Genomic DNA, 22,619 nt, shown 5'->3' with positions numbered 1-22,619 from the left:
GTCGCTATGCCTGCGGAACCCGGGCGATGACCTTGATCTCGAACTGGAATCCCGCCAGCCAGTTCACGCCGACCGCGGTCACGTTCGGGAACGGTTCCTCGGGAAACGCATCGCGCATGGCTTCGATGGCCAGACCCGCGCAGGCCTCGGGATCGACGAGAAACAGGGTGACGTCCACCACGTCGTCGAAGGTGCAGCCCGCAGCTTCTAGCACGCCCTCGAGGTTGCGGAAGGCGAGCCGTATCTGGGCCCTGGGGTCGGGTTCCGGCGTGCCGTCCTCACGTGCCCCCACCATGCCGGACACGAAAAGCAGGTCGCCGGACAGGACGGCGGGAGAGTAGCCGTGCGCCTTGTAGAGGGCGTGGGGGTTCCCGGGGTGGATCGCCTTGCGCGTGCTCATGACCGGCGCTCTCCCGATGCGTCGTTCCAGGCGCCGCTGTCCTTGACGACCACGGCGAACAGGTCCGCCAGTTCGGCCAAGGCCACGCGGCGGACCGTTTCGGCATCGATGCTGCCGCCGAGCGGATCGGGCACATCCCGTGCCGCCACCGCATCGGCCACCACCACCACCCGCAAGCCGTGTGCCTCGGCTGCTGCGCGCGCGGTCGTGGAAATGCAGACGCCAGCGGTGTCGCCGGCGATGATGACGGCGCTGCGGCCGGTCTCGCGGATCCTGTCGGCCAGGCCCGTGCCGAGGAAGGCGTTGGCATGGTGCTTGACGATGACCGGCTCGCCCTCGCGCGGGGCGACCTGCGGCAGGAAGTCGCGATACGCACCGTCGCTGGCGAAGGCGGCGGCGCCCGGGCCTGCATCGTGCGCGACATGGAAGACCGGTACGCCCCTGCGCCGCGCCAGGTCGAGCAGCTTTCCGGCTTCGTCCGCCGCGGCGTCCACGTTGGCGAGCGGCACGCGCCCGTCCCGGTATTCCCGTTGGATGTCGATCAGGACCAGCACCGATTCGTCGAGAGGCGCGGGCCCGGCATCGAGGCCGAAGATCATTCTGAACGTTTCAAGTGCCATTGCGGCGTTCTCCTGTCGGGGGATCGGTCTGCGTTGCCATCAGTTCCAGCGGAAGTCGCGCGAGCAGTTCGGCGAACGGCTGCCGGTCATCGAGTGCCCGGCACAGCACCAGGGCCCCCTGGATTCCGATCAATGCGTTGCGCGAACGGGTCCGGGCCACTTCGGGCGGGATGCCGCCTGCGACCAGCGCGTCGGCCAAGGTCGAAATCCATCGCCCGGTGCTCGACCGCACCGCGTCCCGCAGCGATTGCGGCGCGGATTGCTGGGAGAACAATTCGATCAGGCAGGCATGGGCGCCATCGGCGTAGAAGCGCTCCAGTGCATCCATCATGTGCGAGAGGCGGACAGGCAGCGGCGTCTGTCCATCGAGGGTCGCCAGCACCGTGCCGTCCATCTCGCGGCACACCATGTCCAGTGCGGCGGCCGCCATCCCGTCCTTGCCATCCGGGAAGCGGTGATACAGCGCGGCCTTGGTCAGTCCGGCCGCATTCGAGAGGTCGCGGACCGAGGTCCCGGCATAGCCCGACTCCCGGAAGGTCGCGATGAAGCGCCTGGTCAGATCTTCGTCCGCTATGGTTTCCGTGCGGGCCATCGTGCGCCAATTAATTACCGATCGTTCGGTAATTTTATGGCGTGATGCAAGGTTGCGCAAGGCGGTTCACCGCGTCGGGACGCTGCGCTCGAACGATGGTGGCCGTCACGGACGGCGGACCACAAAAAACCGTCTGGAACGGTTTTTGACATCGCGTCAGCGATGGCCCGAAGGGTGGCCGCCATGGATGGCAGGCCACAAAGAACCGTCTGGAACGGTTTTTGACATCGCGTCAGCGATGGCCCGAAGGGTGGCCGCCATGGATGGCAGGCCACAAAGAACCGTCTGGAACGGTTTTTGACATCGCGTCAGCGATGGCCCGAAGGGTGGCCGCCATGGATGGCAGGCCACAAAGAACCGTCTGGAACGGTTTTTGACATCGCGTCAGCGATGGCCCGAAGGGTGGCCGCCATGGATGGCAGGCCACAAAAAGGTTCATCACCCAAGTCTTGGAAAGACGCGCGCCTTGCGTAGGTCGGCCCCACGCGGCCGACGCGCGTGGTGTCCGGGTTTGCGAGATGCCGGGGATCCGCCGATGCGGCTTGACCGGACGTCCTGGCGTCGGGGGCATTGCCCCGACCTACGGCAGGTGAATCCCGGGAATCGGAGAAGAGCCCACAAGAAACCCGGCAGCGCGAGCTGCCGGGTCTCACCTGGACGGGGGAGGGACCATCCAGATGTCGGGTGGCGCCCGCAGGCGCCGTGTCATGCCGCGCCGGTGCTCAGCGCTTGCTTGCCTTGGAGGCGGCCTTGGCGACCTTCTCGGCTTCGGCGCGGACATCGGCGCTCGCGCTCTCGATCTGGTTCTTGGCGATCTCGGCGATGGCTTCCTGGGTCTTCACGGTGCGGCCCAGCACTTCCTGGGTGGCACTGACCAGGCGCTCGGTGTTCTCGCGGGCGACCTGCGCGCCCTTGGGGAGCAGCGCCTTGAAGCCGTCGAAATCGCGCACGTCGATCGCGTCGTTGAAGAAGGAGAAGGTCGCGTTGGTGTTGTCGCTGAGCGTCGACAGGTGCAGGCCGAACACCTTCTCCGCGTTCTCCAGCGTGAGGTGGTTGATCTGCGAGGTGGCATCGGCGAACTGGCGGGTCGCGGCGACGAACTGCTCGTTGAACTGGTACGACATGGCGGTTACCTGCTTGGGTTGCGGCGAATTGCCGTTTTGTGCGGTGCAGCATAACGCACTCATGTTGCAGTGCAACATAATTCGGACGAGCGGTCGATCCGTGTTCAGTTTCGTTTGGAATCAGCCAGTTGCAGGCGGTGGCGTCGGCGGGACGGGGCCATCCGGGGCCCGGATCAGCTGCCGGTGTAGCGGCAGCCGGAGGTGCAGGTCTCGCGGATCACGATCGCGCTCAGCGCCGGCAGCGTCGGCTTGAGCCTGTCCCAGATCCAGATCGCGAGCCGTTCGCTGGTCGGGTTCTCGAGACCGGGGATGTCGTTGAGGTAGTGATGGTCGAGTTGCGCGTGCAGCGGCGCGAACGCGGCCTTCAGGTCGCCGAAGTCCATGATCCAGCCGGTCTGCTCGCCGGGCGTGCCCGACACGTGGACTTCGACCTGGAACGAGTGGCCGTGCAGCCGTGCGCACTTGTGGCCCGGCGGCACGTTCGGCAGCCGGTGCGCAGCCTCGAGGGTGAAGACCTTGAAGATATCCATGCGTGCATTGTCGGCGGTGGTCGGCGCCACGGCAACGCGGCGTCGTGAAGCTGACATCGCGGGCTGGCAACATCCTGACCCCCACTTCCACACGAGTCCGGCATCGATGCAACAGCGCATGTTCCGCAGCGGCGGAGGGGCGTGGCGCCTCCCGTGCTGCCTGCTGGCGGCGACAATGGCCGTCATGGGCAGCCTGCCGTCTTCCGTCTCCGCTGCGTCGTCCGCGGCGCAGGACAGCGCTGGCGGCGCCCGGCCGCTGGTCGTCGCGCATCGCGGGGCCAGCGCGCGCCTGCCCGAGCACACCCTGGCCGCGTACCGCCGTGCGATCGAGGACGGGGCCGATGCCATCGAACCGGATCTGGTGATGACCCGCGACGGCGTGCTGGTCGCCCGCCACGAGAACGAGATCGGCAGCACCACCGATGTCGGCCAGCGGCCCGAGTTCGCGGACCGCAGGCGTACCCAGCGCATCGACGGGGTCGCGGTCACCGGCTGGTTCACCGAGGACTTCACCCTGGCCGAGCTGAAGACGCTGCGCGCGCGCGAGCGGCTGCCGGCCGTGCGCGGCATCTGGTACGACGGGCAGTACGCGATCCCGACGCTGCACGAGATCGTCATCCTGCTGTCGGACCTGTCGCAGGCGCATGGCCGCACGATCGGACTGATGCCGGAGATCAAGCACCCCAGCCACTTCCAGGCGCTGGGACTGGCGATGGAGGCGCCGCTGCTGGAGGTGCTCGCGCAGCACCCGGTCACGCAGCGCGCGCCGGTGGTGGTGCAGTCGTTCGAGATTGCCAACCTGCGCACGCTGCGCGGCATGCTCGGTCCGGCCCACGGCAACATCGAGCTGCTGCAGCTGATCGGCGACCCGCGCGAGCGCCCGGCCGATGTCGCCGCCGCCGGCAACGGACCGCGCTATCGCGACATGACCACGCCGGACGGGCTGCGCACGATCGCAGGCTATGCACAATGGATCGGACCGCCGGTGGCGCAGCTCGGCGAGATCGGCCGTGGCGGCACGATCGAGCCGACGACGCTGGTCGCCGACGCCCATGCCGCAGGACTGCGGGTGCTGCCGTACACGTTCCGGCCCGAGAACCCGTTCCTGCCCAAACCGCTGCGCCGGGGCGCCGCGAACGCGCGCAACGAGGACGGATCGATCGCCGAGATGCGCGCCTACCTGGCGCTCGGCATCGACGGCCTGTTCACCGACGACCCGGCGCTGGGCCGGGCCGCGGTCGACGGCCAGCGCGATCCGGCCCGGCGCTGAAGCCCGCCGCGTGGCGCCTGCCGCGCCGGGGCTCGGGGCGCCGGTCGCGCGTGGCCGGTGATTCCGGCAAGCAGACCCCGGCTTTGCCCTGTCTCTCTATCGCAAGTCCCTGACCAAGGCAATTTCCTTCTCCCGCTTGCGGGAGAAGGTGGCGCGAAGCGCCGGATGAGGGGGGGCTGTGTTTGGCATGCCCCATCCGCCCTTCAGCGGATCCGCGCGCGAGCGGGAGGGACACGGGTCATCCCGCAATGGGGGGCAGGCCCTAGAATTGCGGCCATGCAACGTCGCACACGCTTCCGCTGGGCCTGGTGGCTGCTGGCCTACGCCAGCCTCGGCCTCGGCATCGTCGGCGTGTTCGTGCCGGGCATGCCGACGACGGTGTTCGTGCTGATCGCGGCCTGGGCGGCGGCGCGCGGTTCCGATCGGCTGCACCGCTGGCTGCTGGCCCATCCACGCTTCGGCCCGTCGATCCGCGACTGGCAGGCGCACGGGGCGGTCAGCCGCCGCGGCAAGTGGTGGGCGACCGGGACGATGACGGTGTGCGCGGCGATCCTGCTGGCGCTGATGCTGTGGATTCCCGCGCACCGCTGGTGGATGACCGCGTTGCCGATCGCCTGCATGGCCGCGGTCGCGACCTGGCTGTGGCTGCGGCCCGAACCGCCGGCCGCGTAGCGCGCAGCGGCGCGTCGCGCGTCAGTGCTGCCCGGTCTCGGCCTTGTAGCGCTCGAGGTAGTCGCGGTAGCGGGTGTCGTTGAGGTTGCCGCCGAGCCGGTAGGGTGGGGTGTAGGCGAACTGGAAGTCGTAGCTGCCGTCGCGTTCGACGGTCAGCGTGGCGGTGCTCCAGTACTGGCCCTTCTGCCCGTGCATGATCCGGCCGATGCGGACGAAACCGTCCTTGGCTGCGCGCGAGAGGCGGAAGCCGACCTTCTCCAGCGGCCCGCCGGGCGTGCGCGCGATGGCGAAGGAGATGCTGCTGGTGCGCGGCGCGGCCTCGTCCTGGGCCAGCGATTCGAAATCCACGACCAGCCGCAGCCAGTCGCGGTCGCCCCATTCGCCGTCGTTGACGTCGGTGACGCTGGCGGCCACCGCACGCACGGTGTCCGCGTAGGCGGCGTTCAGGTCATCCATTCGCGGCGGGCATCACTTGTTGAGGAAGGTCTGGTCGATCCAGTCGCCGCCATCCACGCGGTACTCGGCCACGAAGGCATCCGGGCGGTTGCTGGTATTGCCCGGATTGTATTCGGGCATCACCCGCATATCCACTTCGTGCCCGGCCTCGGCCAGGCGCGCGAGTTCGTTCTCGAAGCGCTTGTACTCGCCGTTGTTGAGGTTCGGCAGGCCGTCGCCGATCGGCTTGCCGTTGCCCGGCACCACGTTCAGCCGGTTGGTCGGGCCGCCGAGACGGTCGGCGATGACGTGGAAACCGACGTCGGTATCGCGGCCTTCGTTGCCGATGTCGCGCTGCAGCTTGGGATCGTTGCGGCCGACCGGTTCCAGGTCGACGCGGCCCTCGGCGCGGATCACCCGCGCCTGGTCGTCGGTGGTCCAGCGGTAGTTGCCGAACTCGTAGACGGTATCCGGGCGCGCGGTGTTGGCGGCGATGTTGAAGTCGTCCATCGACTCGAACGACAGCAGCGGGCGGCCGCCGACGGTGCGGCCGGTCTCGGCGCGGGCGATGATGTCGGACAGGTCGACATCGTCGGCGCCGCGCGCGGCGGTGCGGCCGGCATCGCCGAGGCCCTCGGCGTGTTCGGCGACCCGCGCCGCGTCGGCGGCATCGTCCGCGGCGTCGGCGACCTTCGCGCCCTTGGCCGCCTTGTCTGCGCCCTTGGTGCCGACGACCGCGAGCAGCACCTCGGTCGTGCCGCGGCCGATCGCCTCGCCGTAGTTGCCGGCGTTCCAGTCGTCGACGATGGGGTCGACGACCGCATCGACCAGCAGGCCGGGATTGCGCGCGAGCGTGCTGACCACATCGGCCGCCACTTCCATGCGCTGGCCGCCGCGCTCGGCCGACGGCAGCCAGTCCGGCGCGTCGAGCGTGTTGCCGCTGACGTGTTCGTAGAGCCCGGTGACGCCATCGACGGCCCAGCCCGCGGGGCTGAGGTCGTAGCCGGTCTTCAGCGCGCCCGCGCCCAGCTGGACGACGCCTTCGCCGGTTTCCCACAGCGTCTCGCCGGCGCCCTTGAAGAAGCCGCCGACCTGCGAGGCCGCATCGCCCAGTCCATCCAGAATGCCCATGTGTGCCGGTTCCCGTGCGCGTCGGAGCGGTGACCGTGACGAGTCTGGCTGCAGCGCAGCACGCGGACAATCTGGGGCTGACCCTTGGTCGCGGGGAGCGTGCGGCCGCTCGCGCATCGCGTTCAGCCGCGCGCGGCTTCGCTTCGCTCCGGCGAGCGGCTAGACTTCGGCGATGACCATCCGCCTTCCGATCGCCATCTGCCTGTCCGCGCTGCTGCTGTCCGCCTGCGGCAACAAGGCCGATCTCCTGATGCCCGCGCAGGTGCCGCCGGAGGACGCCGGACGCTATCTGATCAAGTCCTCGGTGCCGACCCAGCAGGAGCGCGACGCGGTCGACGACGTGGAGTGGGACGATGCCGAGGACGGCGACGTCGATGCCACCGATGCCGACGACTGGGGCGACGACATCGACGAGGGCGCGACCGATCCGCCGCCGGTGCCGGTGATCCTCGACGTCCCTGCCGGCACGCCGACGCCGTGACGCGCGGCGCCGCAACCGCGCCGCCCGCATGTCCGTGACCCCGTCCCATGCCGCGCCCGGCCTGCGGTTCAGCAAGATGCACGGCGCCGGCAACGATTTCATCGTGCTCGACCTGCGTGGCGGCGCTGCGCCGCCCTCGCCCGCGTTGTGCCGCGCGCTGGCGGACCGCCACACCGGCGTCGGCTGCGACCAGATCCTGACCATCGAGGCGCCACGCTCCGCAGGCGCGGTCGCCAGCTACCGCATCTGGAACGCCGACGGCTCCGCGGCCGGCCAGTGCGGCAACGGTGCGCGTTGCGTCGCCGCGTGGCTGGTCCGCGACGGTGCCGCAGCGGGCGTGCGCTTCACGCTCGACAGTCCGGCCGGGGACCATGGCGTCGACGTGCTCGATGCCGGCAACTACCGGGTCGCGATGGGCGTGCCGCGGTTCGATCCGGCCGCCGTGCCGCTGCGCGGCTTCGACCGCGCGCAGGCGCTGTACGAACTGGGTGCCGGCGAGCTGCAGTCGGGCGACGCCGGGCCACTGCGCTTCGGCGCCGTGTCGATGGGCAATCCGCACGCGGTGCTGGAAGTGGCCGATGCCGACGCCGCGCCGGTGGCGACGCTGGGACCGCTGCTGCAGCGTTCGCCGCGGTTCCCCGAATCGGTCAACGTCGGATTCGCCGAGGTCGTGGATCGCGGGCACGTCCGCCTGCGCGTGTTCGAGCGCGGGGTCGGCGAGACCCGCGCCTGCGGCAGCGGCGCCTGCGCGGCGGTCGCGGCGCTGGTGCGGCGCGGTCGCGTCGACCGCGAGGTCACCGTATCGTTGCCCGGCGGCGCGCTGCGCATCGCCTGGCCGGACGACACCGCGACATTGACGATGGCCGGCCCGGCCGCATTCGTATTCGAGGGGGAATGGCACGCATGAGCAACACCATCGACACACTCGGCGCGCACGAAGTCGCCGCCTGGCTGCGCCGGCAGCCGAAATTCCTGCAGCAGTTCCCGGACCTGGCGCTGACCCTGGTGGTGCCGCGCGACGACGGCCCGGCCGCGTCGCTGGCGAGCTACCAGCTCGAGGTGCTGCGCGACAAGAACCGCGAGCTGTCCAAGCGCCTGCGCGACCTGTTCGCGATCTCGCAGGAGAACGAGCGGCTGGCGGTGCGTACCCACCAGCTCACCCTGGCGCTGATGCGCCAGCCCGACGCCGCATCGACGGTGCGCGCACTGGCCGCGACGCTGGCCGAGGATTTCAACGGCGATCTGGTGCGCGTGGTGCTGTTCGCGCCGGTCGCCGGGCTGGAGGACGAGGACTGGCTGCAGGTCGTCGACCGCGGCGACCGCCTGCTGCAGCCCTTTGCCGACTGCCTGAAGGACGAGGAGCCGCTGTGCGGCCGCCTGCATCCGGACAAGCAGTCGCTGCTGTACGGCGCGCGCGTCGACGAGGTGCAGTCCAGCGCGCTGCTGCCGCTGGAAGGCATCGGCCTGATCGCCGTCGGCAGCCGCGACCCGAACCGTTTCTATCCCGGCATGGGCACGCTGTTCCTGCGCATGATGGGCGAGGCCTTCGCGGCCGCGATGCGGCGTTTCGCCGTTTGAATCGACGGCTGCGCGGCGTTGCGTGGCCTATGCTGCGCGCATGAGCATCGACGCCTTCCTCGAGCACCTGCAGGTCGAGCGCCGCATGTCGGCGCACACGCTCGATGCCTACCGGCGCGACCTCGGCGGGCTGCGCGACTGGGCCGACAGGCACGCGCCGGGTGACCTGGCGGCATTGCAGGCCGCCGACATCCGCGCCTTCATCGCCGCCGAGCACCGCCGCGGCCTGTCGCCCAAGAGCCTGCAGCGCCGCCTCTCGGCCTGCCGCAGCTTCTACCAGTGGCTGCTGAAGCACGGCGACATCGCCGCCAATCCCGCGGCCGGCGTGCGCGGCCCCAAGGCGCCGCGCAAGCTGCCGCAGGTGCTCGACGTCGACGAGGCGACGCAACTGGTCGAAGTGCCCACCGACGCGCCGCTGGGCCTGCGCGACCGCGCGCTGCTGGAGCTGTTCTACTCGTCCGGCCTGCGCCTGTCGGAGCTGTGCGCGCTGCGCTGGCACGACCTCGACCTGGCCGGCGGCCTGGTGACCGTGCTGGGCAAGGGTGGCAAGCAGCGCATCGTGCCGGTCGGCTCGCACGCGCGCGCCGCGCTCGAGGCCTGGCGCGCGGAATCGGGCGGGACGCGCGAGGCACCGGTGTTTCCCGGGCGCGGCGGCAAGCCGATCACCGCGCGCGCGGTGCAACTGCGGCTGCGCCTGCTGGCCCAGCGCCAGGGCCTGTTCAAGCGCGTGCACCCGCACCTGCTGCGGCATTCCTTCGCCAGCCATGTGCTGGAGTCCTCCGGCGACCTGCGCGGCGTGCAGGAACTGCTAGGCCATGCCGACATCGCGACCACGCAGATCTACACGCACCTGGATTTCCAGCACCTGGCCAAGGTCTACGACGCGGCGCATCCGCGTGCGCGGCGGCGAAAGGGCTGAGCGCACGCGCACGGAGGAGGCCCGCATGCCGATCCATACACTGTCCTGGCTGCGATGGATCGCCTGCCTCGTGCTCGTATTGGCCTGCGCGCATGCCGCGGCTGGCGAGCCGCCTGCCGAGTGGTTCAAGCGGCTGCAGGAGAACCGGCCTTTCGCGGCCATGCGCGCGCTTCGGCAGTTGTCGGGGCAGGAGCAGATCGCCGCGCAGGTCGGCGTGTTCGTCGGTGACGAGGCGCCGGCTTGTACCTTGTTCGGGCGCAGCGTGTTTCCCGAGAACGTCGACTATGGCGATGCACTCGACGTCATCGCCGCGCAGTCGATCGATCGCCAGGTGGTGATGCTCAACGAAACCCACTTCCGCACGGTGCACCGGGCGTTCCTGCTGCAGGTGATCGAACGTCTACATGCACTGGGTTTCGATGCGCTTGCCGCAGAAACCCTGAACCGGAACGCACCGGCGCAGCTGAAGACGGGCATCGTCGACGTGGATACCGGCTTCTATGCCCATGACCCCGTACTGGCAGCGGCATTGCGCCGCGCGCAGGCGCTGGGATGGACCTTCGTCCATTACGAGGCAACGGGCGAAGGAGAACGCGCGGCGCGCGAGTCCGGGCAGGCCCGCAATCTGGCCGCGTGGGTTGCGCGCAATCCTGGACGCAGGCTACTGGTCTATGCCGGCGGCTCGCACATTTCCAAGGTGGCCGACGATGGCTGGATGGCGGCGCATTTCATCGCCGAGACTGGCCTCGATCCTCTGACGATCCAGCAGGCGGCTACCGCGTGCCCGGATGCGGCCGCGGCATGGCCAGTCGATTCGGTGTCCGCGCAGATCGCCTTCCGCGGTGCTGGGCCGGTGAAGGGGATGGGCGATGCGGACCTGATGGTTTTGCATCCGCCCGGCGCGGTGCACGAAGCGAAGGCGGTGCTGGGCATGCAGACCCCGATCTGCGTGCCGCCGGTGCCGGTGGACACGCTGCTGCGCGCGTTTGGCGCGGCGGACGCGCCTTTGGCGATCGCGCGCGACCAGGCACTGGTCCCGGCAGGTGACGATCGTACGCTGTTGTGGCTTGCACCGGGCCGCTACCGGGTCGAGCGCGAGCATCTGGACGGACGTCAGGTGCTGGGACATATACGGGTGCCTGCGTCCATGGCCGCGGCCTGCCTGTCGCCGGAGACGGGTTGAAGATCGTTGCGCAGCACGCCCATCGGGCGCCGCGGCTGCCCTTGTCACTGGATTTCCGCCCGAAACCGCGTAGGGTGTCGCCGCCCGTCGCGTCGCATTCCTGGGGACTCACGTGAACCTGCGCATTGTCATCGGCCTGGCCGTCTCGGTCGCCCTGCAGATGCTGCTCGGCCTGCTGGCCGCGTCGCTGCTGCCGGCGGCAGCCTCGGGCGTGGCGCCGCTCTCGGCTGCGTTGCTGGCGGGGGTGATCGCACTGTTGGCCTCGGCCGCGGGTGCGTTCGCCGCGCGCCAGCCGTTCCTGCGCGCGGCGTTGGTGCTGTGGGTGGTGGGCTGGGTATCGAGCGTGCTGGTGGTGCAGAAACTGGGCGATGGCCAGTTCGGCCTGGCCGATGCCGCGGCGGCGAATGCGCTGGCGATCGTGGTGTCGGGCATCGGCACGGTGTCGGGTGTGCGCGCCGGACGTCTGTTCGACCGCCGCCTGCACGGCGTGGCGGTCGATCGTCCCGGCTGAAGGCCGCGCGATGCCTTGATCCCTCCGCGGCTGTCCCCATCCAGTGGGTTCGACTCACGGAGGCCGCATGGACCCCAGCCAGAATCCCAATGTCTTCCACGCCACGACGATCCTGTCGGTGCGCCGCAACGGGCGCGTCGCGATCGCCGGCGACGGCCAGGTCACGCTGGGCCATACGGTGATGAAGGGCAACGCCCGCAAGGTGCGCCGCCTGGGCAAGGACGGCCATGTGCTCGCCGGGTTCGCCGGCGCAGCGGCCGATGCCTTCACCCTGTTCGAGCTGTTCGAATCGAAGCTGGAGAAACATGGCCAGCTGGCCCGCGCCGCGGTCGAGATGGCGCGCGACTGGCGCACCGAGCGCCGCTTCGGCAAGCTCGAGGCGCTGCTGACCGTCGCCGACGCCGAGACCTCGCTGATCATCAGCGGCACCGGCGACGTCATCGAGCCCGACGACGGCATCGTCGCGATCGGTTCCGGCGGTTCCTACGCGCTGTCTGCCGCGCGCGCGCTCGTGGCGCATACCGACCTCGACGCCCGCGCCATCGCCACCGAGGCGCTGAACATCGCCGGCGACATCTGCATCTATACCAATCGCAACGTGGTGGTCGAAGAGCTGTGATTGGCGACGACCGGACATTCGTCCGTTGAACACCTCGCTTGGTGATTCGAAACAGCGAGTCACCTCCGCCGCCGGTCGCATTCCCTCCCGTTTCTACGAATCACGAATCACTCATGACGAATAACAGCTCTTCCACCATGACCCCGCGCGAGATCGTGCAGGAGCTCGACCGCCACATCGTCGGCCAGAACGCGGCCAAGCGCGCGGTCGCGATCGCGCTGCGCAACCGCTGGCGCCGCGCGCAGCTGCCCGACGAGCTGCGCAACGAGGTCATGCCCAAGAACATCCTGATGATCGGCCCGACCGGCGTCGGCAAGACCGAGATCGCGCGCCGGCTGGCGACGCTGGCCAACGCGCCGTTCGTCAAGGTCGAGGCGACGCGCTTCACCGAGGTCGGCTACGTCGGCAAGGACGTCGAGCAGATCATCCGCGACCTCGCCGACACTGCGGTCAAGCTGTACCGCGAACAGGCCAAGACGCGGGTGCGCACCCAGGCCGAGGAGCGTGCCGAGGACCGGATCCTCGATGCGCTGCTGCCGCGGCGCGAGTCGGCGCAGCCGGCGTTCGGCTTCAACGCGCAGGCGACGGTCGACATCGGCGCCGAGCCCTCCAGCCAGGAGTCGGAGACGCGGCGCAAGCTGCGCCGGCAGCTGCGCGCGGGCGAGCTCGACGCGCGCGAGATCGAGCTGGAACTCTCGGCCAGCCAGGGCGTCGACATCATGACCCCGCCGGGCATGGAGGAGATGGGCCAGCAGCTGCGGCAGATGTTCGCCAACCTCGGCGGCGGCAAGACCCACAAGCGCAAGCTCACGATCAAGGCGGCGCGTCCGCAGCTGGTCGAGGAGGAGGCCGGCAAGCTGGTCAACGAGGACGAGGTGCGCGAGGCCGCGATCGAGGCCTGCGAGCAGCACGGCATCGTGTTCATCGACGAGATCGACAAGGTCGCCAAGCGCGGAGAGAACGTCGGCGGCGGCGACGTCAGCCGCGAGGGCGTGCAGCGCGACCTGCTGCCGCTGGTCGAGGGCAGCACCGTCAGCACCAAGTACGGTTCGGTCAAGACCGACCACATCCTGTTCATCGCCTCCGGCGCGTTCCACATGGCCAGGCCCAGCGACCTGGTGCCGGAACTGCAGGGCCGCTTCCCGATCCGGGTCGAGCTGGCCGCGCTGACCAAGGACGATTTCGTGCGCATCCTCACCGAGCCGAAGGCCGCGCTGACCCGGCAGTACGTCGCGCTGCTCGACACCGAGGGCGTCGAACTGACGTTCACCGACGATGCCGTCGAGCGGCTCGCCGAGATTGCCGCGCACGTCAACGAGCGGCAGGAGAACATCGGCGCGCGGCGCCTGCATACGGTGCTCGAGCGGCTGCTCGACACGCTGAGCTTCGAGGCGCCGGACAAGGGCGGCAACGTCACCATCGACCGCGCCTATGTCGATGCGCACCTGGGCGAGCTGGTCGAGGACCAGGACCTGAGCCGCTACATTCTCTGAGGACCGATCCGCGGTCCCGGCACGCGTCGCGCTGGCGTCGCGAACGGGCTTCGGGCAACGCCGGTCCCGTGGCCCGCGCCTGCGGTCCGCGGGTGCCGTGCCGCAGGGATGCCGTCACCGGGATGCGCCACGGCGACGTGGCGCATGACTTCCCCTTTCCGATCGCCGCGGGTTCGGCCCGCCATGCCCATGCCCCTGCAGCAGTTCCATCCCGCGGTCGCCGCCTGGTTCGGCGGCCGGTTCGCTGCGCCCACGCCGGCGCAGCGGGCGGCGTGGCCGGCGATCGCCGCGGGCCGCGACACGCTGGTCGCGGCCCCGACCGGCTCGGGCAAGACGCTGACCGCCTTCCTCGCCGCGATCGACGATCTCGTCCGCCGCGGGCTGGCCGACGGCGGCCTGCCGGACGAGACCGCGGTGCTCTACGTCTCGCCGCTGAAGGCGCTGTCCAACGACATCGCACTGAACCTGGAGCTGCCGCTGGCCGGCATCCGGGCCGCGCTGCAGGCGCAGGGGCTGGCGGACGTGGCGATCCGCACCGCGGTGCGCACCGGCGACACCGCGGCCGGCGAGCGCCAGCGCATGCTGCGGCGGCCGCCGCACATCCTGGTCACCACGCCCGAATCGCTGTACGTGCTGCTGGGCTCGCAGGGCGGGCGGCGCATGCTGTCGACGGTGCGCACGGTGATCGTCGACGAGATCCATGCCGTTGCCGGCAACAAGCGTGGCAGCCACCTGGCGTTGTCGCTGGAACGGCTGCAGGCGCTGACGCCGTCGCGTCCGGTGCGCATCGGCCTGTCGGCGACGCAGAAGCCGATCGCCGAGGTCGCCCGCTTCCTGGCCGGCGCCGCGCGCACGGGCGAGGGTGGCGATGACCCGGCAGCGGCCGACTGCACGATCGTCGACACCGGCCACGCCGGTCGCCGCGACCTGGCGCTGGAACTGCCGCCCACGCCGCTGGGCCCGGCGATCAGCACCGACCAGTGGCAGCAGATCTTCACCCGCCTGGCCGAACTGGTACGCGCGCACCGGACCACGCTGGTGTTCACCAACACCCGGCGCATGGCCGAGCGCACCGCGCGCCACCTCGGCGAGCTGCTCGGCAGGACCGCGGTCGCCGCCCACCACGGCAGCCTGTCGCGGGAGGCGCGGCTGGAAGCCGAACAGCGGCTCAAGCGCGGCGAACTGCAGGTGCTGGTGGCGACCGCATCGCTGGAACTGGGCCTGGACATCGGCGAGGTCGACCTGGTCTGCCAGCTCGGCTCGCCGCGCTCGATCGGCAGTTTCCTGCAGCGTGCCGGACGCTCCGGCCACGCCGTCGGCGGCGTGCCCAGGGCGCGGCTGTTTCCGCAGAGCCGCGACGACCTGGTCGAGTGCGCGGCGCTGCTGGACTGCGTGCGCCGCGGCGAGCTGGACCTGCTGCGCGTGCCGGTGGCGCCGCTGGACGTGCTGGCCCAGCAGCTGGTCGCCGAGACCGCATGCCGCGAATGGGACGAGGACGCGCTGTTCGCGCTGGTGCGCGGCGCCTGGCCGTACGCGCGGCTGGCGCGCGAGGACTTCGACGCGGTGGTGCGGATGCTGTCGGAGGGATTCAGCACCCGCCGCGGGCAACGCGCCAGCTACATCCATCGCGACGCGGTGCACCGGCGCCTGCGCGAACGCCGCGGCGCGCGCCTGACCGCGCTGACCTCCGGCGGCACGATTCCCGAGACCGCCGACTATGCCGTGATCCTGGAGCCGGAGGCCTTGCCGATCGGCACCGTCAACGAGGATTTCGCGGTCGAGAGCCTGACCGGCGACGTGTTCCAGCTCGGCAACGCCAGCTACCGGATCCTGCGCGTGGAGTCGGGGCGGATGCGGGTCGAGGATGCGCGCGGCGCGCCGCCGAACATCCCGTTCTGGATGGGCGAGGCGCCCGGCCGCAGCGACGCCCTCTCGCTGGGCGTCTCGCGGCTGCGCGAGGCGGTCGCCGCCCGCCTGGGCGCCGGTGCCGCGGTGGATGCGCCGGCAGCGCCGGACACCGCGGCCGCGATCGACTGGCTGTGCGCGGAGGTCGGCCTGGACCCGGAGGCGGCACGCCAGCTGGTCGACTACCTGGCACGGGCCGCGGCCGTGCTCGGCGCGGTGCCCAGCCAGCGGCAGGTCGTGCTCGAGCGCTTTCTCGACGGCACCGGCGGCACCCAGCTGGTGCTGCATGCACCGTTCGGCAGCCGCATCAACCGCGCCTGGGGCCTGGCGCTGCGCGCCCGTCTGGGGCGCATGCTCGGCGCCGAACTGCAGGCCGCGGCCGGCGAGGACGCGATCGTGCTGTCGCTGCCCGAGGGGCACACGCTCGCACTGGCCGACGTGGCCGGCTGCCTGTCGTCGCAGTCTGCGCCGCACCTGCTGCTGCAGGCCCTGCTCGATTCACCGCTGCTGGGCGTGCGCTGGCGCTGGAACGCGACCACCGCGCTGGCGCTGCCGCGCTATGCCGGCGGCCGCAAGGTGCCGCCGCAACTGCAGCGGATGCGCGCCGACGATCTGCTGGCGGCGGTGTTCCCGGAGGCGATCGCCGAGCCGGGACAACGGGGCGGCGAACGCGAGGCGCCGGACCATCCGCTGGTCGCGCAGACGCTGCACGACTGCCTGCACGAGGCCATGGACGCCGACGGCTGGCTGCGGGTGCTGCGCGGCATCGAGGCCGGCGACATCGTCCTGCGCACCTGCGACCTGCTGGCGCCGTCGCCGCTGGCGGCCGAGGCGCTCAATGCCCGTCCCTACGCCTTCCTCGACGATGCCCCGCTGGCGGAGCGGCGGACCCAGGCGGTGCAGGCCCGGCACCCTGCCGATCCGCTGGACGCGGGCGGACTTGGACGACTGGATCCGGAGGCGATCGCGCAGGTGCGCGCGCAGGCCTGGCCGCAGCCGCGTGGCATCGACGAGATGTACGAGGCGCTGGTCACGCTGGGCGTGGTGACCGTGTCCGAAGCCGAGGCCGGACCCGGCTGGCAGGACGGGTTGCAGGCGCTGGCGGACGACGGCCGGGCGACGCGGCTGGTGCTCGCGGATGCGTCCGGTGCCGGCATGCCACGGGTGCTGTGGAGCAGCGTCGAGACCCTGCCGCAACTGCAGGCACTGTATCCGCAGGCGCGGCCCGATCCGCCGCTGCGGGTGCCGCCGGAGTTCGCATCCCAGGCATGGTCGCGCGCGCAGGCGCTGCAGGCCCTGCTGCGCGCGCGGCTCGGCGCGCTCGGGCCGACCCCGGTTGCCGCGCTGGCCGCGCCGCTCTGGCTGGCGCCGGACGAGGTCGAGGCCACGCTGCGCACGCTGCAGGCCGAAGGCGACCTGATGTCGGGGCGCTTCACGCCCGATGCCGCCGACGAGGAGTGGTGCGAACGCCACCTGCTCGCGCGCATCCACCGGCGCACGCTGCGGCACCTGCGCGAGGAGATCGAACCGGTCGCCGCGCGCGACTACCTGCGCTTCCTGTTCGAGTGGCAGCACCTGACCGCCGCCGGCCGCATGCGCGGTGCCGGCGCGCTGCCCGAGGTGCTGGCGCAGCTGGAGGGATTCGAGGCGCCGGCGGCCGCATGGGAGCCGGAGCTGCTGGCCGCGCGCGTGGGCGACTACGTGCCCGACTGGCTCGACGATCTGTGCATCGGCGGCCGGGTGCTGTGGACACGATTGCGGCCGGACGCGCGCGAGGGCACCGGTCGCGGCGGCGCGCTGCGTGCGACGCCGATCCTGCTGCTGCCGCGGCGCGAAGCCGTGCACTGGACGCGGCTGGCGCCGGCGCCGGCGCTGCAGGACGTCGCCGATGCACGGGCCGCCCGGGTCGTCGACCTGCTGGCCGCGCAGGGCGCGTCGTTCTTCGACGAGATCGCCGACGGTGCCCGCCTGCTGCGGACCGAGCTGGAGGACGTGCTGGCCGACCTGGTCGCGCGTGGGCGGGTCCACTGCGACAGCTTCGGCGGGCTGCGCGCGTTGCTGGTACCGGCATCGCGCCGTGGCGCGGCCCGTGGACGCCGCCGCGGGCGGCTGGTGCTGCCCGGCGTGCAGGACGCCGGGCGCTGGGCCTTGCCGCGGGTACCGGCCCAGGCCGATGCCGCGGCGCGGGACGAGGCGCTGGCGCATGTCGCCCAGGTGCTGCTGCGCCGCTATGGCGTGGTGTGCTGGCGCCTGCTCGAACGCGAGGCGGCGTGGCTGCCGCCCTGGCGCGAGCTGGTCCGGGTCTACCGGCGGCTGGAGGCGCGCGGCGAGATCCGCGGCGGGCGTTTCATCGCCGGCCTCTCGGGCGAGCAGTTCGCATTGCCGGAGGCGGTCGCCGCGCTGCGCCGGGTCCGGCGCCAGCCGCATGACGGGGAGCTGGTGGTGATCGGCGCGGCGGACCCGGCGAACCTGGTGGGCACGGTACTGCCCGGCACCCGGGTGCCGCGGCTGCCGGGCAACCGCGTGGTCTACCGCGATGGCGTGCCGCTGGCCGGCACCAGCGGCACCCGCATCGACTGGCTGGTCGACCCGGACGCCGACGACCGGCAGGCGGTGCAGGCGGCGCTGGCCGGCAGCCCGCTGCGGCGGACGCGGGCCTGACCACCCCCATCAGGCCGCTGAGGTCCAGCCCAGCCAGCGCCACCAGGTCACGGTGAACAGCAGGATCATCGCGTAGCCGATCAGGGTCAGCACGATGCCGACCCTGGCGAACTGGCGCGCGTCGAAGGTGCCGGTGCCCAGGCAGACCATGTTCTGCGGCGCGTTGATCGGCAGGATGAAGCCGAAGCTGACCAGGAAGGTCAGCACCATCGTCAGGCCCAGCGCGTTGACCGGTCCGGGCAGCGCGGTCAGCACCGAGATCAGGATCGGCAGCAACGCCGAGGTCAGCGCGGTGGCGCTGGCGAAGCCGAGATGGACCAGGATCAGGAAGCCGCCCAGCAGGGCGACGATGCCCAGCGGCCCGTAGTCGGCCAGCGGCGTGTGCGTGACCACCTGGTGGGCGAGCCACTGCCCGGCCTGGGTCGCCAGCAGCGCACCGCCCATGCCGATGCCGACGCCGAACACGATCACCGTGCCCCACGGGATGCGCGACTGCACGTCCTTCCACACCATCACCCCGACCCGCGGCAACAGCAGCAGCACCAGGCCGGCGTAGGTGGTCGTGGTGGTGTCGAACGGGTGCAGCACGCCTTCGGTCGACCAGGCCAGCAGCAGGCCCAGCACCACGCCGAGCAGGCGCTTCTGCGCGCCGGTCATCGGCCCGAGCTGCTGCAGTTCGTGGCGCACCGCCTCGCGCCCGCCGGCGACCTGCTCGGTCTCGGGCGGCAGCAGCCAGCGCACCACCACCAGCAGCACCACCGACATCGCCAGCGACCACGGCGCGCCGGCGACCAGCCATTGCAGCCAGCTCACGCGCTCGCCCAGCAACTGGTCCATGAAGCCGGTCGCCAGCAGGTTCTGCGCCGCCGCGGTCTGGATGCCGACGTTCCAGATGCTGGTGCCCTGGGCGACAACGATCATGATCGCCGCGGCGAGGTTGGAGCGGCGGTCGATGCCGAACGCGGCGATCACGCCGAGCATGATCGGCACCACGCAGGCGCTGCGCGCGGTGGCGCTGGGCACCAGCAGGCTCAGCACGAAGGTGATCGCCAGCGCGCCGGCCATGATCCGCCGGGTGCTGGTGCCGACCAGCGCGAGCGTGTGCAGGGCGATGCGCCGGTCCAGCCCGGTCAGGGTCATCGCCGCGGCCAGGAACAGCGCGCCGGCGACCAGCGCCAGCGCCGGGTTGGCGAAGCCCTGCAGCGCCATCGTGATCGCCGCCGACGACCCATAGGTCTGCGACGGGTCGTCGACCATCGGCGCGCTGCCGACCAGCACCGCCATCAGCGAGGTGATGATGATCGCGCTGGCCTCGTAGGACACCGCCTCGCTGATCCACACCACCACCGCGAACGCGAGGATCGCCAGCATCCGCTGGCCGGCGACCGGCAGGCCGTCGCCGAGCGGCAGTGCCAGTACCGCCAGCATCGCCGCGATGCCGATCCACAGGCCCCAGGTCGGGCGCGGGCGGGGCGGGGGCGCCGCCGTGGGTGCGGGGGCGGGTGGGGCGGCGGCGGGGGACATGGGTGTCGTCGGCATGGGCTGCTTCCGTTCTGCCCCGGCAACGTTACGCCATCGCGTCGAGCATGCCGAGCCGTGCCGGCCGGCTTGAGGCATCGGCCCGGGATTGCCAGAATCGCCGGCCCTCCGCACCGAGCCCGCCATGTCCCTGTTGCTGCGTATTGTCGCGATCCTGCAGATCGCCGGTGGTTTCTACGGTCTCGTCGGCGGGCTCAACCGGTTGGCGGGCGGTGTCCCCGACGGCGCCGCGCTGCTTGTGCTGGTGCTGGGCGTGCTGCTGTCGACGTTCGCACTGGTCGCCGGCGTGCTGCTGCTCGAAGGTGGTGCGCAGGCCGAGCGGCTGTCGCGGATCGTGCAGGCGCTGCAGATCCCGCTGATCGCCACGCCCGCCTTCTCCTGGGCCTGGCATGTCGGAGCGACGTTGCCGCTGCATGTGCGCTTCGGTCGCCAGGTCACTGCCGGCATCGACTGGTCGGCACCGTCCGAGGGCTGGCGGTTCGCGTTCGATGGCGGTCCGACCGTGGTCCTGGGCGTGAACCTGCTGGCGCTGGCCCTGTGGCTGGTGCTGCGCTTCGCCCGTCGCTGAACCGCTGGCGGCCCATTCTGTATCCAGAATGGGAAATATGGGTATATTGGCCTTCAGCTTCCACCAGGCGCCCGCGCCAGGAGTCCGCCGATGTCCCTGCCCCTGCAACTCGATGCCCTCGATGCGCTGCCGCGCACGCCGGCCTCCGACGTCAAGAAGCTCGGCTGGCGCGGGGTGATGCGGACCGTCGCGCGCGACGGCAAGGTGGTGGTCACCCACCACAACACCCCCGAGGCGGTGATCCTGTCGGCCGATGCCTACGACGCGATCCTGCGCGCGCTCGACGCCGCCGCGGCGCCGCAGCGCTCCGCGCTCGAGGAACTGCGGGCGCGGTTCGACGCGCGCCTGTCCGCGCTGCAGGCCGCCGATGCCGGCGACCGGCTGCGCTCGGTGATGGATGCGCCGCCGGCATTGCGCGGCGAGGTCAGGGCCGGCGGCTCGCACTGAGCCGATGCCGCGGCCGGTCCTCTACGTGCTGGCCGGCGTCAACGGCGCGGGCAAGAGCTCGGTCGGCGGCCACCTGCTGGAACGCGCCGGCCTGACGTGGTTCAACCCCGACGACTTCGCCCGCGGACTCGTCGCCCGGACCGGCTGCAGCATCACCGAAGCCAATGCCGCGGCCTGGCAGGCCGGCATGCAGCGGCTCGATGCCGCGCTGGCAGCCGGCCACAGCCATGCCTTCGAGACCACGCTGGGCGGCAACAGCGTGCCGGCGCGCATCGCCGCCGCTGCCGCGACCCACGACGTGCTGGTGTGGTTCTGCGGGCTGTCGTCGCCCGCGCAGCACATCGCCCGGGTACGGGCCCGGGTCGCGGCCGGTGGCCACGACATTCCCGAGGCCGCGATCCGCGCGCGCTGGACGCGGTCGCGCGAGAACCTGGTCGCGCTGATGCCGCGACTGGCGCGACTGCAGGTCTACGACAACAGCCGCAGCGTCGCCCCGGGCGACCCCGTTCCCGATCCCGTGCTGCTGCTGGACATGCGCCAGGGCCGGCCGTCGTGGCCGGATGCGCACGATCTCGACGCGCTGCGGGCGACGCCGGACTGGGCCAGGCCGTTGCTGGAAGCCGCGTTCGGCGTCTGAGCCGCGCCGCGCCCCGCGTTCACCGAGGGCTGCGCGGCATGTCGCACCATGCACGCCTGCCTCCCTCGCAAGGACGACCGATGCGCCCGGACCGCTGCCACTGGATCCTGACCGCCATTGCCCTGCCGCTGCTGGCCGCCTGCGCTGCGGATGCGCCAGGCGACAACGCCGGCGTGCCGCAACCCGCCGGCTCCGCCGCGTCCGCGGCCGCCGTGGCAATGGACGGCGACACAGGCGCCGCAGGATCTGCCGACGCACCAGCGCACGCCGCCGGTGCCATGCCCGTCTACCTGGAGTTCCGCGATTTCACCGTCGCCTGCGACAACGGCCTGCGCTGCGAAGCGGTTGGCGTGGCCGACGACGGCGGCTTCGGCCTGGTGCTGGGGCTGTCGCGGGAAGCGGGGGCCGATGGCGCGCAGCAGCTGCGCCTGTCCGCTGCCGAGAAAGCACTGGACGCCGCCGGCCTGCGCATCGACGACCGGCCCGCGAAGGCGTTGTCGACGTTGCCGTGGCAGGGCGACGGCGAGGGCGAACTGTCGCTCGACGGGACAGCGGTGGCGGATTTCATTGACATCGTGCGCAACGGTGCACGCCTGTCCGCGGGCGAGGGCGACGCCGCAGTGTCGCTTTCGCTGTCGGGCCTGAGCGCCGCGCTGCTGCGTATCGACGAACAGCAGGGGCGGCTGGACACCCGCGGCGCGTGGCTGCGGCGCGGCACGCGCGACGATGCCGCGGCGACGCCGGCGCCGACGTTGCCGCTCCTGGTCGAGGCCGCAGCGCCGCCAACTCTGGCCGAGGCCGACGGCACGCGTCTGGCGCAGCAGTTGCGCGCGGAGCAGGCGGAGGCGCTGCGCAGCGCCGACTGCGACGCCCCGCGCGACGGGTTCGACCTGGCCACGCAGGACACGGCGGCGGCGCTCGATGCCGACCATGCGCTGGTCTTCCTGGCCTGCCTGGGCGGTGCGTACCAGACCTCGAGCCTGGTGTTCCGCGTCGGCCGCGCCGGCGAAGACGCGACCCGCGTGGTGCCGCCCGTGCCGGCGACGCTGGCCGGCGTGGTGCCGGGCGATTTCGCCCTGCTGACCAATGCCGGCTACGACGCCGACACGGCGACGCTGTCGCATTTCGCCAAGGGGCGTGGACTGGGCGATTGCGGCGAGTCGGCGCAGTGGCGCTACGACGGCCGGGAATTCCAGCTGGCCGGCTACGCCGCGATGCGCCGCTGCGGTGGCGCGAGTCCTGGCGACTGGCCGAGCCTGTGGCGGAGCGATGTCGTGCGGTGAGGCCGAGGACCGGCTCAGCCT

General features: G+C 71.5%; 23 protein-coding genes. 15 read left to right on the top strand and 8 right to left on the bottom strand.

Going from position 1 to position 22,619, the window contains the following annotated elements; genetic code table 11:
* Nucleotides 1-4 precede the first annotated feature (4 nt).
* The 5 genes from LDO26_RS03220 to queD form a co-directional block, all read right to left on the bottom strand.
* Nucleotides 5-400 carry a RidA family protein gene (locus LDO26_RS03220; RefSeq protein WP_232129629.1) on the bottom strand — a complete coding sequence of 132 codons (396 nt, stop codon included), beginning with the start codon at nucleotides 398-400 and terminating at the stop codon, nucleotides 5-7.
* Nucleotides 397-999 carry an isochorismatase family protein gene (locus tag LDO26_RS03215; protein ID WP_232129628.1) on the bottom strand — a complete coding sequence of 201 codons (603 nt, stop codon included), beginning with the start codon at nucleotides 997-999 and terminating at the stop codon, nucleotides 397-399. Before LDO26_RS03215 ends, LDO26_RS03220 begins: the two co-directional genes overlap by 4 nt.
* Before the next feature lie 10 nt (nucleotides 1,000-1,009).
* Nucleotides 1,010-1,672 carry a TetR/AcrR family transcriptional regulator gene (locus LDO26_RS03210; RefSeq protein ID WP_232129627.1) on the bottom strand — a complete coding sequence of 221 codons (663 nt, stop codon included), beginning with the start codon at nucleotides 1,670-1,672 and terminating at the stop codon, nucleotides 1,010-1,012.
* 662 nt (nucleotides 1,673-2,334) lie between these two features.
* The gene (locus LDO26_RS03205) at nucleotides 2,335-2,736 is read right to left on the bottom strand and encodes a phasin family protein (RefSeq protein ID WP_232129626.1); all 402 of its coding nucleotides are present in this window, start codon (nucleotides 2,734-2,736) and stop codon (nucleotides 2,335-2,337) included.
* Nucleotides 2,737-2,909: 173 nt separating this feature from the next.
* On the bottom strand, nucleotides 2,910-3,266 hold the full coding sequence (gene queD / locus LDO26_RS03200; RefSeq protein ID WP_232129625.1) for a 6-carboxytetrahydropterin synthase QueD: 357 nt from the start codon (nucleotides 3,264-3,266) through the stop codon (nucleotides 2,910-2,912).
* A gap of 184 nt (nucleotides 3,267-3,450) precedes the next feature.
* Between queD and LDO26_RS03195 the strand changes: the two genes are divergently transcribed.
* Entirely contained in the window at nucleotides 3,451-4,536 is a 1,086-nt protein-coding gene (locus LDO26_RS03195) for a glycerophosphodiester phosphodiesterase (RefSeq protein WP_232129697.1), read from the top strand.
* Between the two features lie 276 nt (nucleotides 4,537-4,812).
* Entirely contained in the window at nucleotides 4,813-5,208 is a 396-nt protein-coding gene (locus tag LDO26_RS03190; protein ID WP_232129624.1) for a YbaN family protein, read from the top strand.
* Nucleotides 5,209-5,229: 21 nt separating this feature from the next.
* Here LDO26_RS03190 and LDO26_RS03185 read toward each other — a convergent pair whose 3' ends face one another.
* Both LDO26_RS03185 and LDO26_RS03180 read right to left on the bottom strand, forming a co-directional pair.
* Nucleotides 5,230-5,664: a hypothetical protein gene (locus tag LDO26_RS03185; protein ID WP_232129623.1), complete on the bottom strand. Its 435-nt coding sequence runs from the start codon at nucleotides 5,662-5,664 to the stop codon at nucleotides 5,230-5,232.
* A gap of 12 nt (nucleotides 5,665-5,676) precedes the next feature.
* Nucleotides 5,677-6,774 (bottom strand): DNA/RNA non-specific endonuclease, encoded by a 1,098-nt coding sequence (locus tag LDO26_RS03180; protein ID WP_232129622.1) that lies wholly within the window; start codon nucleotides 6,772-6,774, stop codon nucleotides 5,677-5,679.
* A 172-nt stretch (nucleotides 6,775-6,946) separates the two neighbouring features.
* On the opposite strand from LDO26_RS03180, the gene lptM reads away from it, so the two are divergent.
* The 9 genes from lptM (at nucleotide 6,947) to LDO26_RS03135 (ending at nucleotide 18,124) form a co-directional block, all read left to right on the top strand.
* Entirely contained in the window at nucleotides 6,947-7,255 is a 309-nt protein-coding gene (lptM, locus tag LDO26_RS03175; RefSeq protein WP_232129621.1) for an LPS translocon maturation chaperone LptM, read from the top strand.
* Between the two features lie 28 nt (nucleotides 7,256-7,283).
* Nucleotides 7,284-8,162: a diaminopimelate epimerase gene (gene dapF, locus LDO26_RS03170; RefSeq protein WP_232129620.1), complete on the top strand. Its 879-nt coding sequence runs from the start codon at nucleotides 7,284-7,286 to the stop codon at nucleotides 8,160-8,162.
* Nucleotides 8,159-8,833: a DUF484 family protein gene (locus tag LDO26_RS03165; RefSeq protein ID WP_232129619.1), complete on the top strand. Its 675-nt coding sequence runs from the start codon at nucleotides 8,159-8,161 to the stop codon at nucleotides 8,831-8,833. The genes dapF and LDO26_RS03165 overlap by 4 nt, the downstream gene beginning before the upstream one ends.
* Nucleotides 8,834-8,873: 40 nt before the next feature.
* Nucleotides 8,874-9,752 carry a tyrosine recombinase XerC gene (xerC, locus tag LDO26_RS03160; protein WP_232129618.1) on the top strand — a complete coding sequence of 293 codons (879 nt, stop codon included), beginning with the start codon at nucleotides 8,874-8,876 and terminating at the stop codon, nucleotides 9,750-9,752.
* A 25-nt stretch (nucleotides 9,753-9,777) separates the two neighbouring features.
* Nucleotides 9,778-10,935, top strand: coding sequence for a hypothetical protein (locus tag LDO26_RS03155; protein ID WP_232129617.1), 1,158 nt, complete (start codon nucleotides 9,778-9,780; stop codon nucleotides 10,933-10,935).
* A gap of 112 nt (nucleotides 10,936-11,047) precedes the next feature.
* Nucleotides 11,048-11,446, top strand: coding sequence for a hypothetical protein (locus tag LDO26_RS03150; protein WP_232129616.1), 399 nt, complete (start codon nucleotides 11,048-11,050; stop codon nucleotides 11,444-11,446).
* 67 nt (nucleotides 11,447-11,513) lie between these two features.
* A complete protein-coding gene (gene hslV, locus LDO26_RS03145) occupies nucleotides 11,514-12,065 on the top strand; it encodes an ATP-dependent protease subunit HslV (protein WP_232129615.1) in 552 nt (183 codons plus the stop codon).
* Nucleotides 12,066-12,178: 113 nt separating this feature from the next.
* Nucleotides 12,179-13,558, top strand: a complete 1,380-nt coding sequence (gene hslU, locus LDO26_RS03140) for an ATP-dependent protease ATPase subunit HslU (RefSeq protein WP_232129614.1) — start codon at nucleotides 12,179-12,181, stop codon at nucleotides 13,556-13,558.
* A gap of 183 nt (nucleotides 13,559-13,741) precedes the next feature.
* On the top strand, nucleotides 13,742-18,124 hold the full coding sequence (locus tag LDO26_RS03135) for a DEAD/DEAH box helicase (protein WP_232129613.1): 4,383 nt from the start codon (nucleotides 13,742-13,744) through the stop codon (nucleotides 18,122-18,124).
* 9 nt (nucleotides 18,125-18,133) lie between these two features.
* On the opposite strand, the gene LDO26_RS03130 is transcribed toward LDO26_RS03135, so the two are convergent.
* Nucleotides 18,134-19,663, bottom strand: coding sequence for a DASS family sodium-coupled anion symporter (locus LDO26_RS03130; protein ID WP_232129612.1), 1,530 nt, complete (start codon nucleotides 19,661-19,663; stop codon nucleotides 18,134-18,136).
* Nucleotides 19,664-19,787: 124 nt separating this feature from the next.
* Between LDO26_RS03130 and LDO26_RS03125 the strand changes: the two genes are divergently transcribed.
* From LDO26_RS03125 to LDO26_RS03110, 4 genes are all read left to right on the top strand, one after another.
* Nucleotides 19,788-20,231 carry a hypothetical protein gene (locus LDO26_RS03125; RefSeq protein WP_232129611.1) on the top strand — a complete coding sequence of 148 codons (444 nt, stop codon included), beginning with the start codon at nucleotides 19,788-19,790 and terminating at the stop codon, nucleotides 20,229-20,231.
* Nucleotides 20,232-20,321: 90 nt separating this feature from the next.
* Nucleotides 20,322-20,678 carry a type II toxin-antitoxin system prevent-host-death family antitoxin gene (locus LDO26_RS03120; RefSeq protein ID WP_232129610.1) on the top strand — a complete coding sequence of 119 codons (357 nt, stop codon included), beginning with the start codon at nucleotides 20,322-20,324 and terminating at the stop codon, nucleotides 20,676-20,678.
* Between the two features lie 4 nt (nucleotides 20,679-20,682).
* On the top strand, nucleotides 20,683-21,315 hold the full coding sequence (locus LDO26_RS03115; protein ID WP_232129609.1) for an ATPase: 633 nt from the start codon (nucleotides 20,683-20,685) through the stop codon (nucleotides 21,313-21,315).
* Between the two features lie 80 nt (nucleotides 21,316-21,395).
* On the top strand, nucleotides 21,396-22,598 hold the full coding sequence (locus tag LDO26_RS03110; protein WP_232129608.1) for a DUF1176 domain-containing protein: 1,203 nt from the start codon (nucleotides 21,396-21,398) through the stop codon (nucleotides 22,596-22,598).
* Nucleotides 22,599-22,619: the final 21 nt, after the last annotated feature.

It is taken from the genome of Proluteimonas luteida (assembly GCF_021191695.1).
GTDB lineage: Bacteria > Pseudomonadota > Gammaproteobacteria > Xanthomonadales > Xanthomonadaceae > Luteimonas > Luteimonas luteida.
The sequence above is the reverse complement of the archived record's forward strand: the minus strand, read 5'-3'. Positions and strand labels throughout refer to the sequence as shown.

Bases quoted from the DNA above. Each gene is read 5' to 3' on its own strand.
- LDO26_RS03220 (WP_232129629.1), bottom strand. From the start codon at position 400: ATGAGCACGCGCAAGGCGATCCACCCCGGGAACCCCCACGCCCTCTAC.
- LDO26_RS03215 (WP_232129628.1), bottom strand. From the start codon at position 999: ATGATCTTCGGCCTCGATGCCGGGCCCGCGCCTCTCGACGAATCGGTG.
- LDO26_RS03205 (WP_232129626.1), bottom strand. From the start codon at position 2,736: ATGTCGTACCAGTTCAACGAGCAGTTCGTCGCCGCGACCCGCCAGTTC.
- queD (WP_232129625.1), bottom strand. From the start codon at position 3,266: ATGGATATCTTCAAGGTCTTCACCCTCGAGGCTGCGCACCGGCTGCCG.
- LDO26_RS03195 (WP_232129697.1), top strand. From the start codon at position 3,451: ATGGGCAGCCTGCCGTCTTCCGTCTCCGCTGCGTCGTCCGCGGCGCAG.
- LDO26_RS03190 (WP_232129624.1), top strand. From the start codon at position 4,813: ATGCAACGTCGCACACGCTTCCGCTGGGCCTGGTGGCTGCTGGCCTAC.
- LDO26_RS03185 (WP_232129623.1), bottom strand. From the start codon at position 5,664: ATGGATGACCTGAACGCCGCCTACGCGGACACCGTGCGTGCGGTGGCC.
- LDO26_RS03180 (WP_232129622.1), bottom strand. From the start codon at position 6,774: ATGGGCATTCTGGATGGACTGGGCGATGCGGCCTCGCAGGTCGGCGGC.
- lptM (WP_232129621.1), top strand. From the start codon at position 6,947: ATGACCATCCGCCTTCCGATCGCCATCTGCCTGTCCGCGCTGCTGCTG.
- dapF (WP_232129620.1), top strand. From the start codon at position 7,284: ATGTCCGTGACCCCGTCCCATGCCGCGCCCGGCCTGCGGTTCAGCAAG.
- LDO26_RS03165 (WP_232129619.1), top strand. From the start codon at position 8,159: ATGAGCAACACCATCGACACACTCGGCGCGCACGAAGTCGCCGCCTGG.
- xerC (WP_232129618.1), top strand. From the start codon at position 8,874: ATGAGCATCGACGCCTTCCTCGAGCACCTGCAGGTCGAGCGCCGCATG.
- LDO26_RS03155 (WP_232129617.1), top strand. From the start codon at position 9,778: ATGCCGATCCATACACTGTCCTGGCTGCGATGGATCGCCTGCCTCGTG.
- hslV (WP_232129615.1), top strand. From the start codon at position 11,514: ATGGACCCCAGCCAGAATCCCAATGTCTTCCACGCCACGACGATCCTG.
- hslU (WP_232129614.1), top strand. From the start codon at position 12,179: ATGACGAATAACAGCTCTTCCACCATGACCCCGCGCGAGATCGTGCAG.
- LDO26_RS03135 (WP_232129613.1), top strand. From the start codon at position 13,742: ATGCCCATGCCCCTGCAGCAGTTCCATCCCGCGGTCGCCGCCTGGTTC.
- LDO26_RS03130 (WP_232129612.1), bottom strand. From the start codon at position 19,663: ATGCCGACGACACCCATGTCCCCCGCCGCCGCCCCACCCGCCCCCGCA.
- LDO26_RS03125 (WP_232129611.1), top strand. From the start codon at position 19,788: ATGTCCCTGTTGCTGCGTATTGTCGCGATCCTGCAGATCGCCGGTGGT.
- LDO26_RS03120 (WP_232129610.1), top strand. From the start codon at position 20,322: ATGTCCCTGCCCCTGCAACTCGATGCCCTCGATGCGCTGCCGCGCACG.
- LDO26_RS03115 (WP_232129609.1), top strand. From the start codon at position 20,683: ATGCCGCGGCCGGTCCTCTACGTGCTGGCCGGCGTCAACGGCGCGGGC.
- LDO26_RS03110 (WP_232129608.1), top strand. From the start codon at position 21,396: ATGCGCCCGGACCGCTGCCACTGGATCCTGACCGCCATTGCCCTGCCG.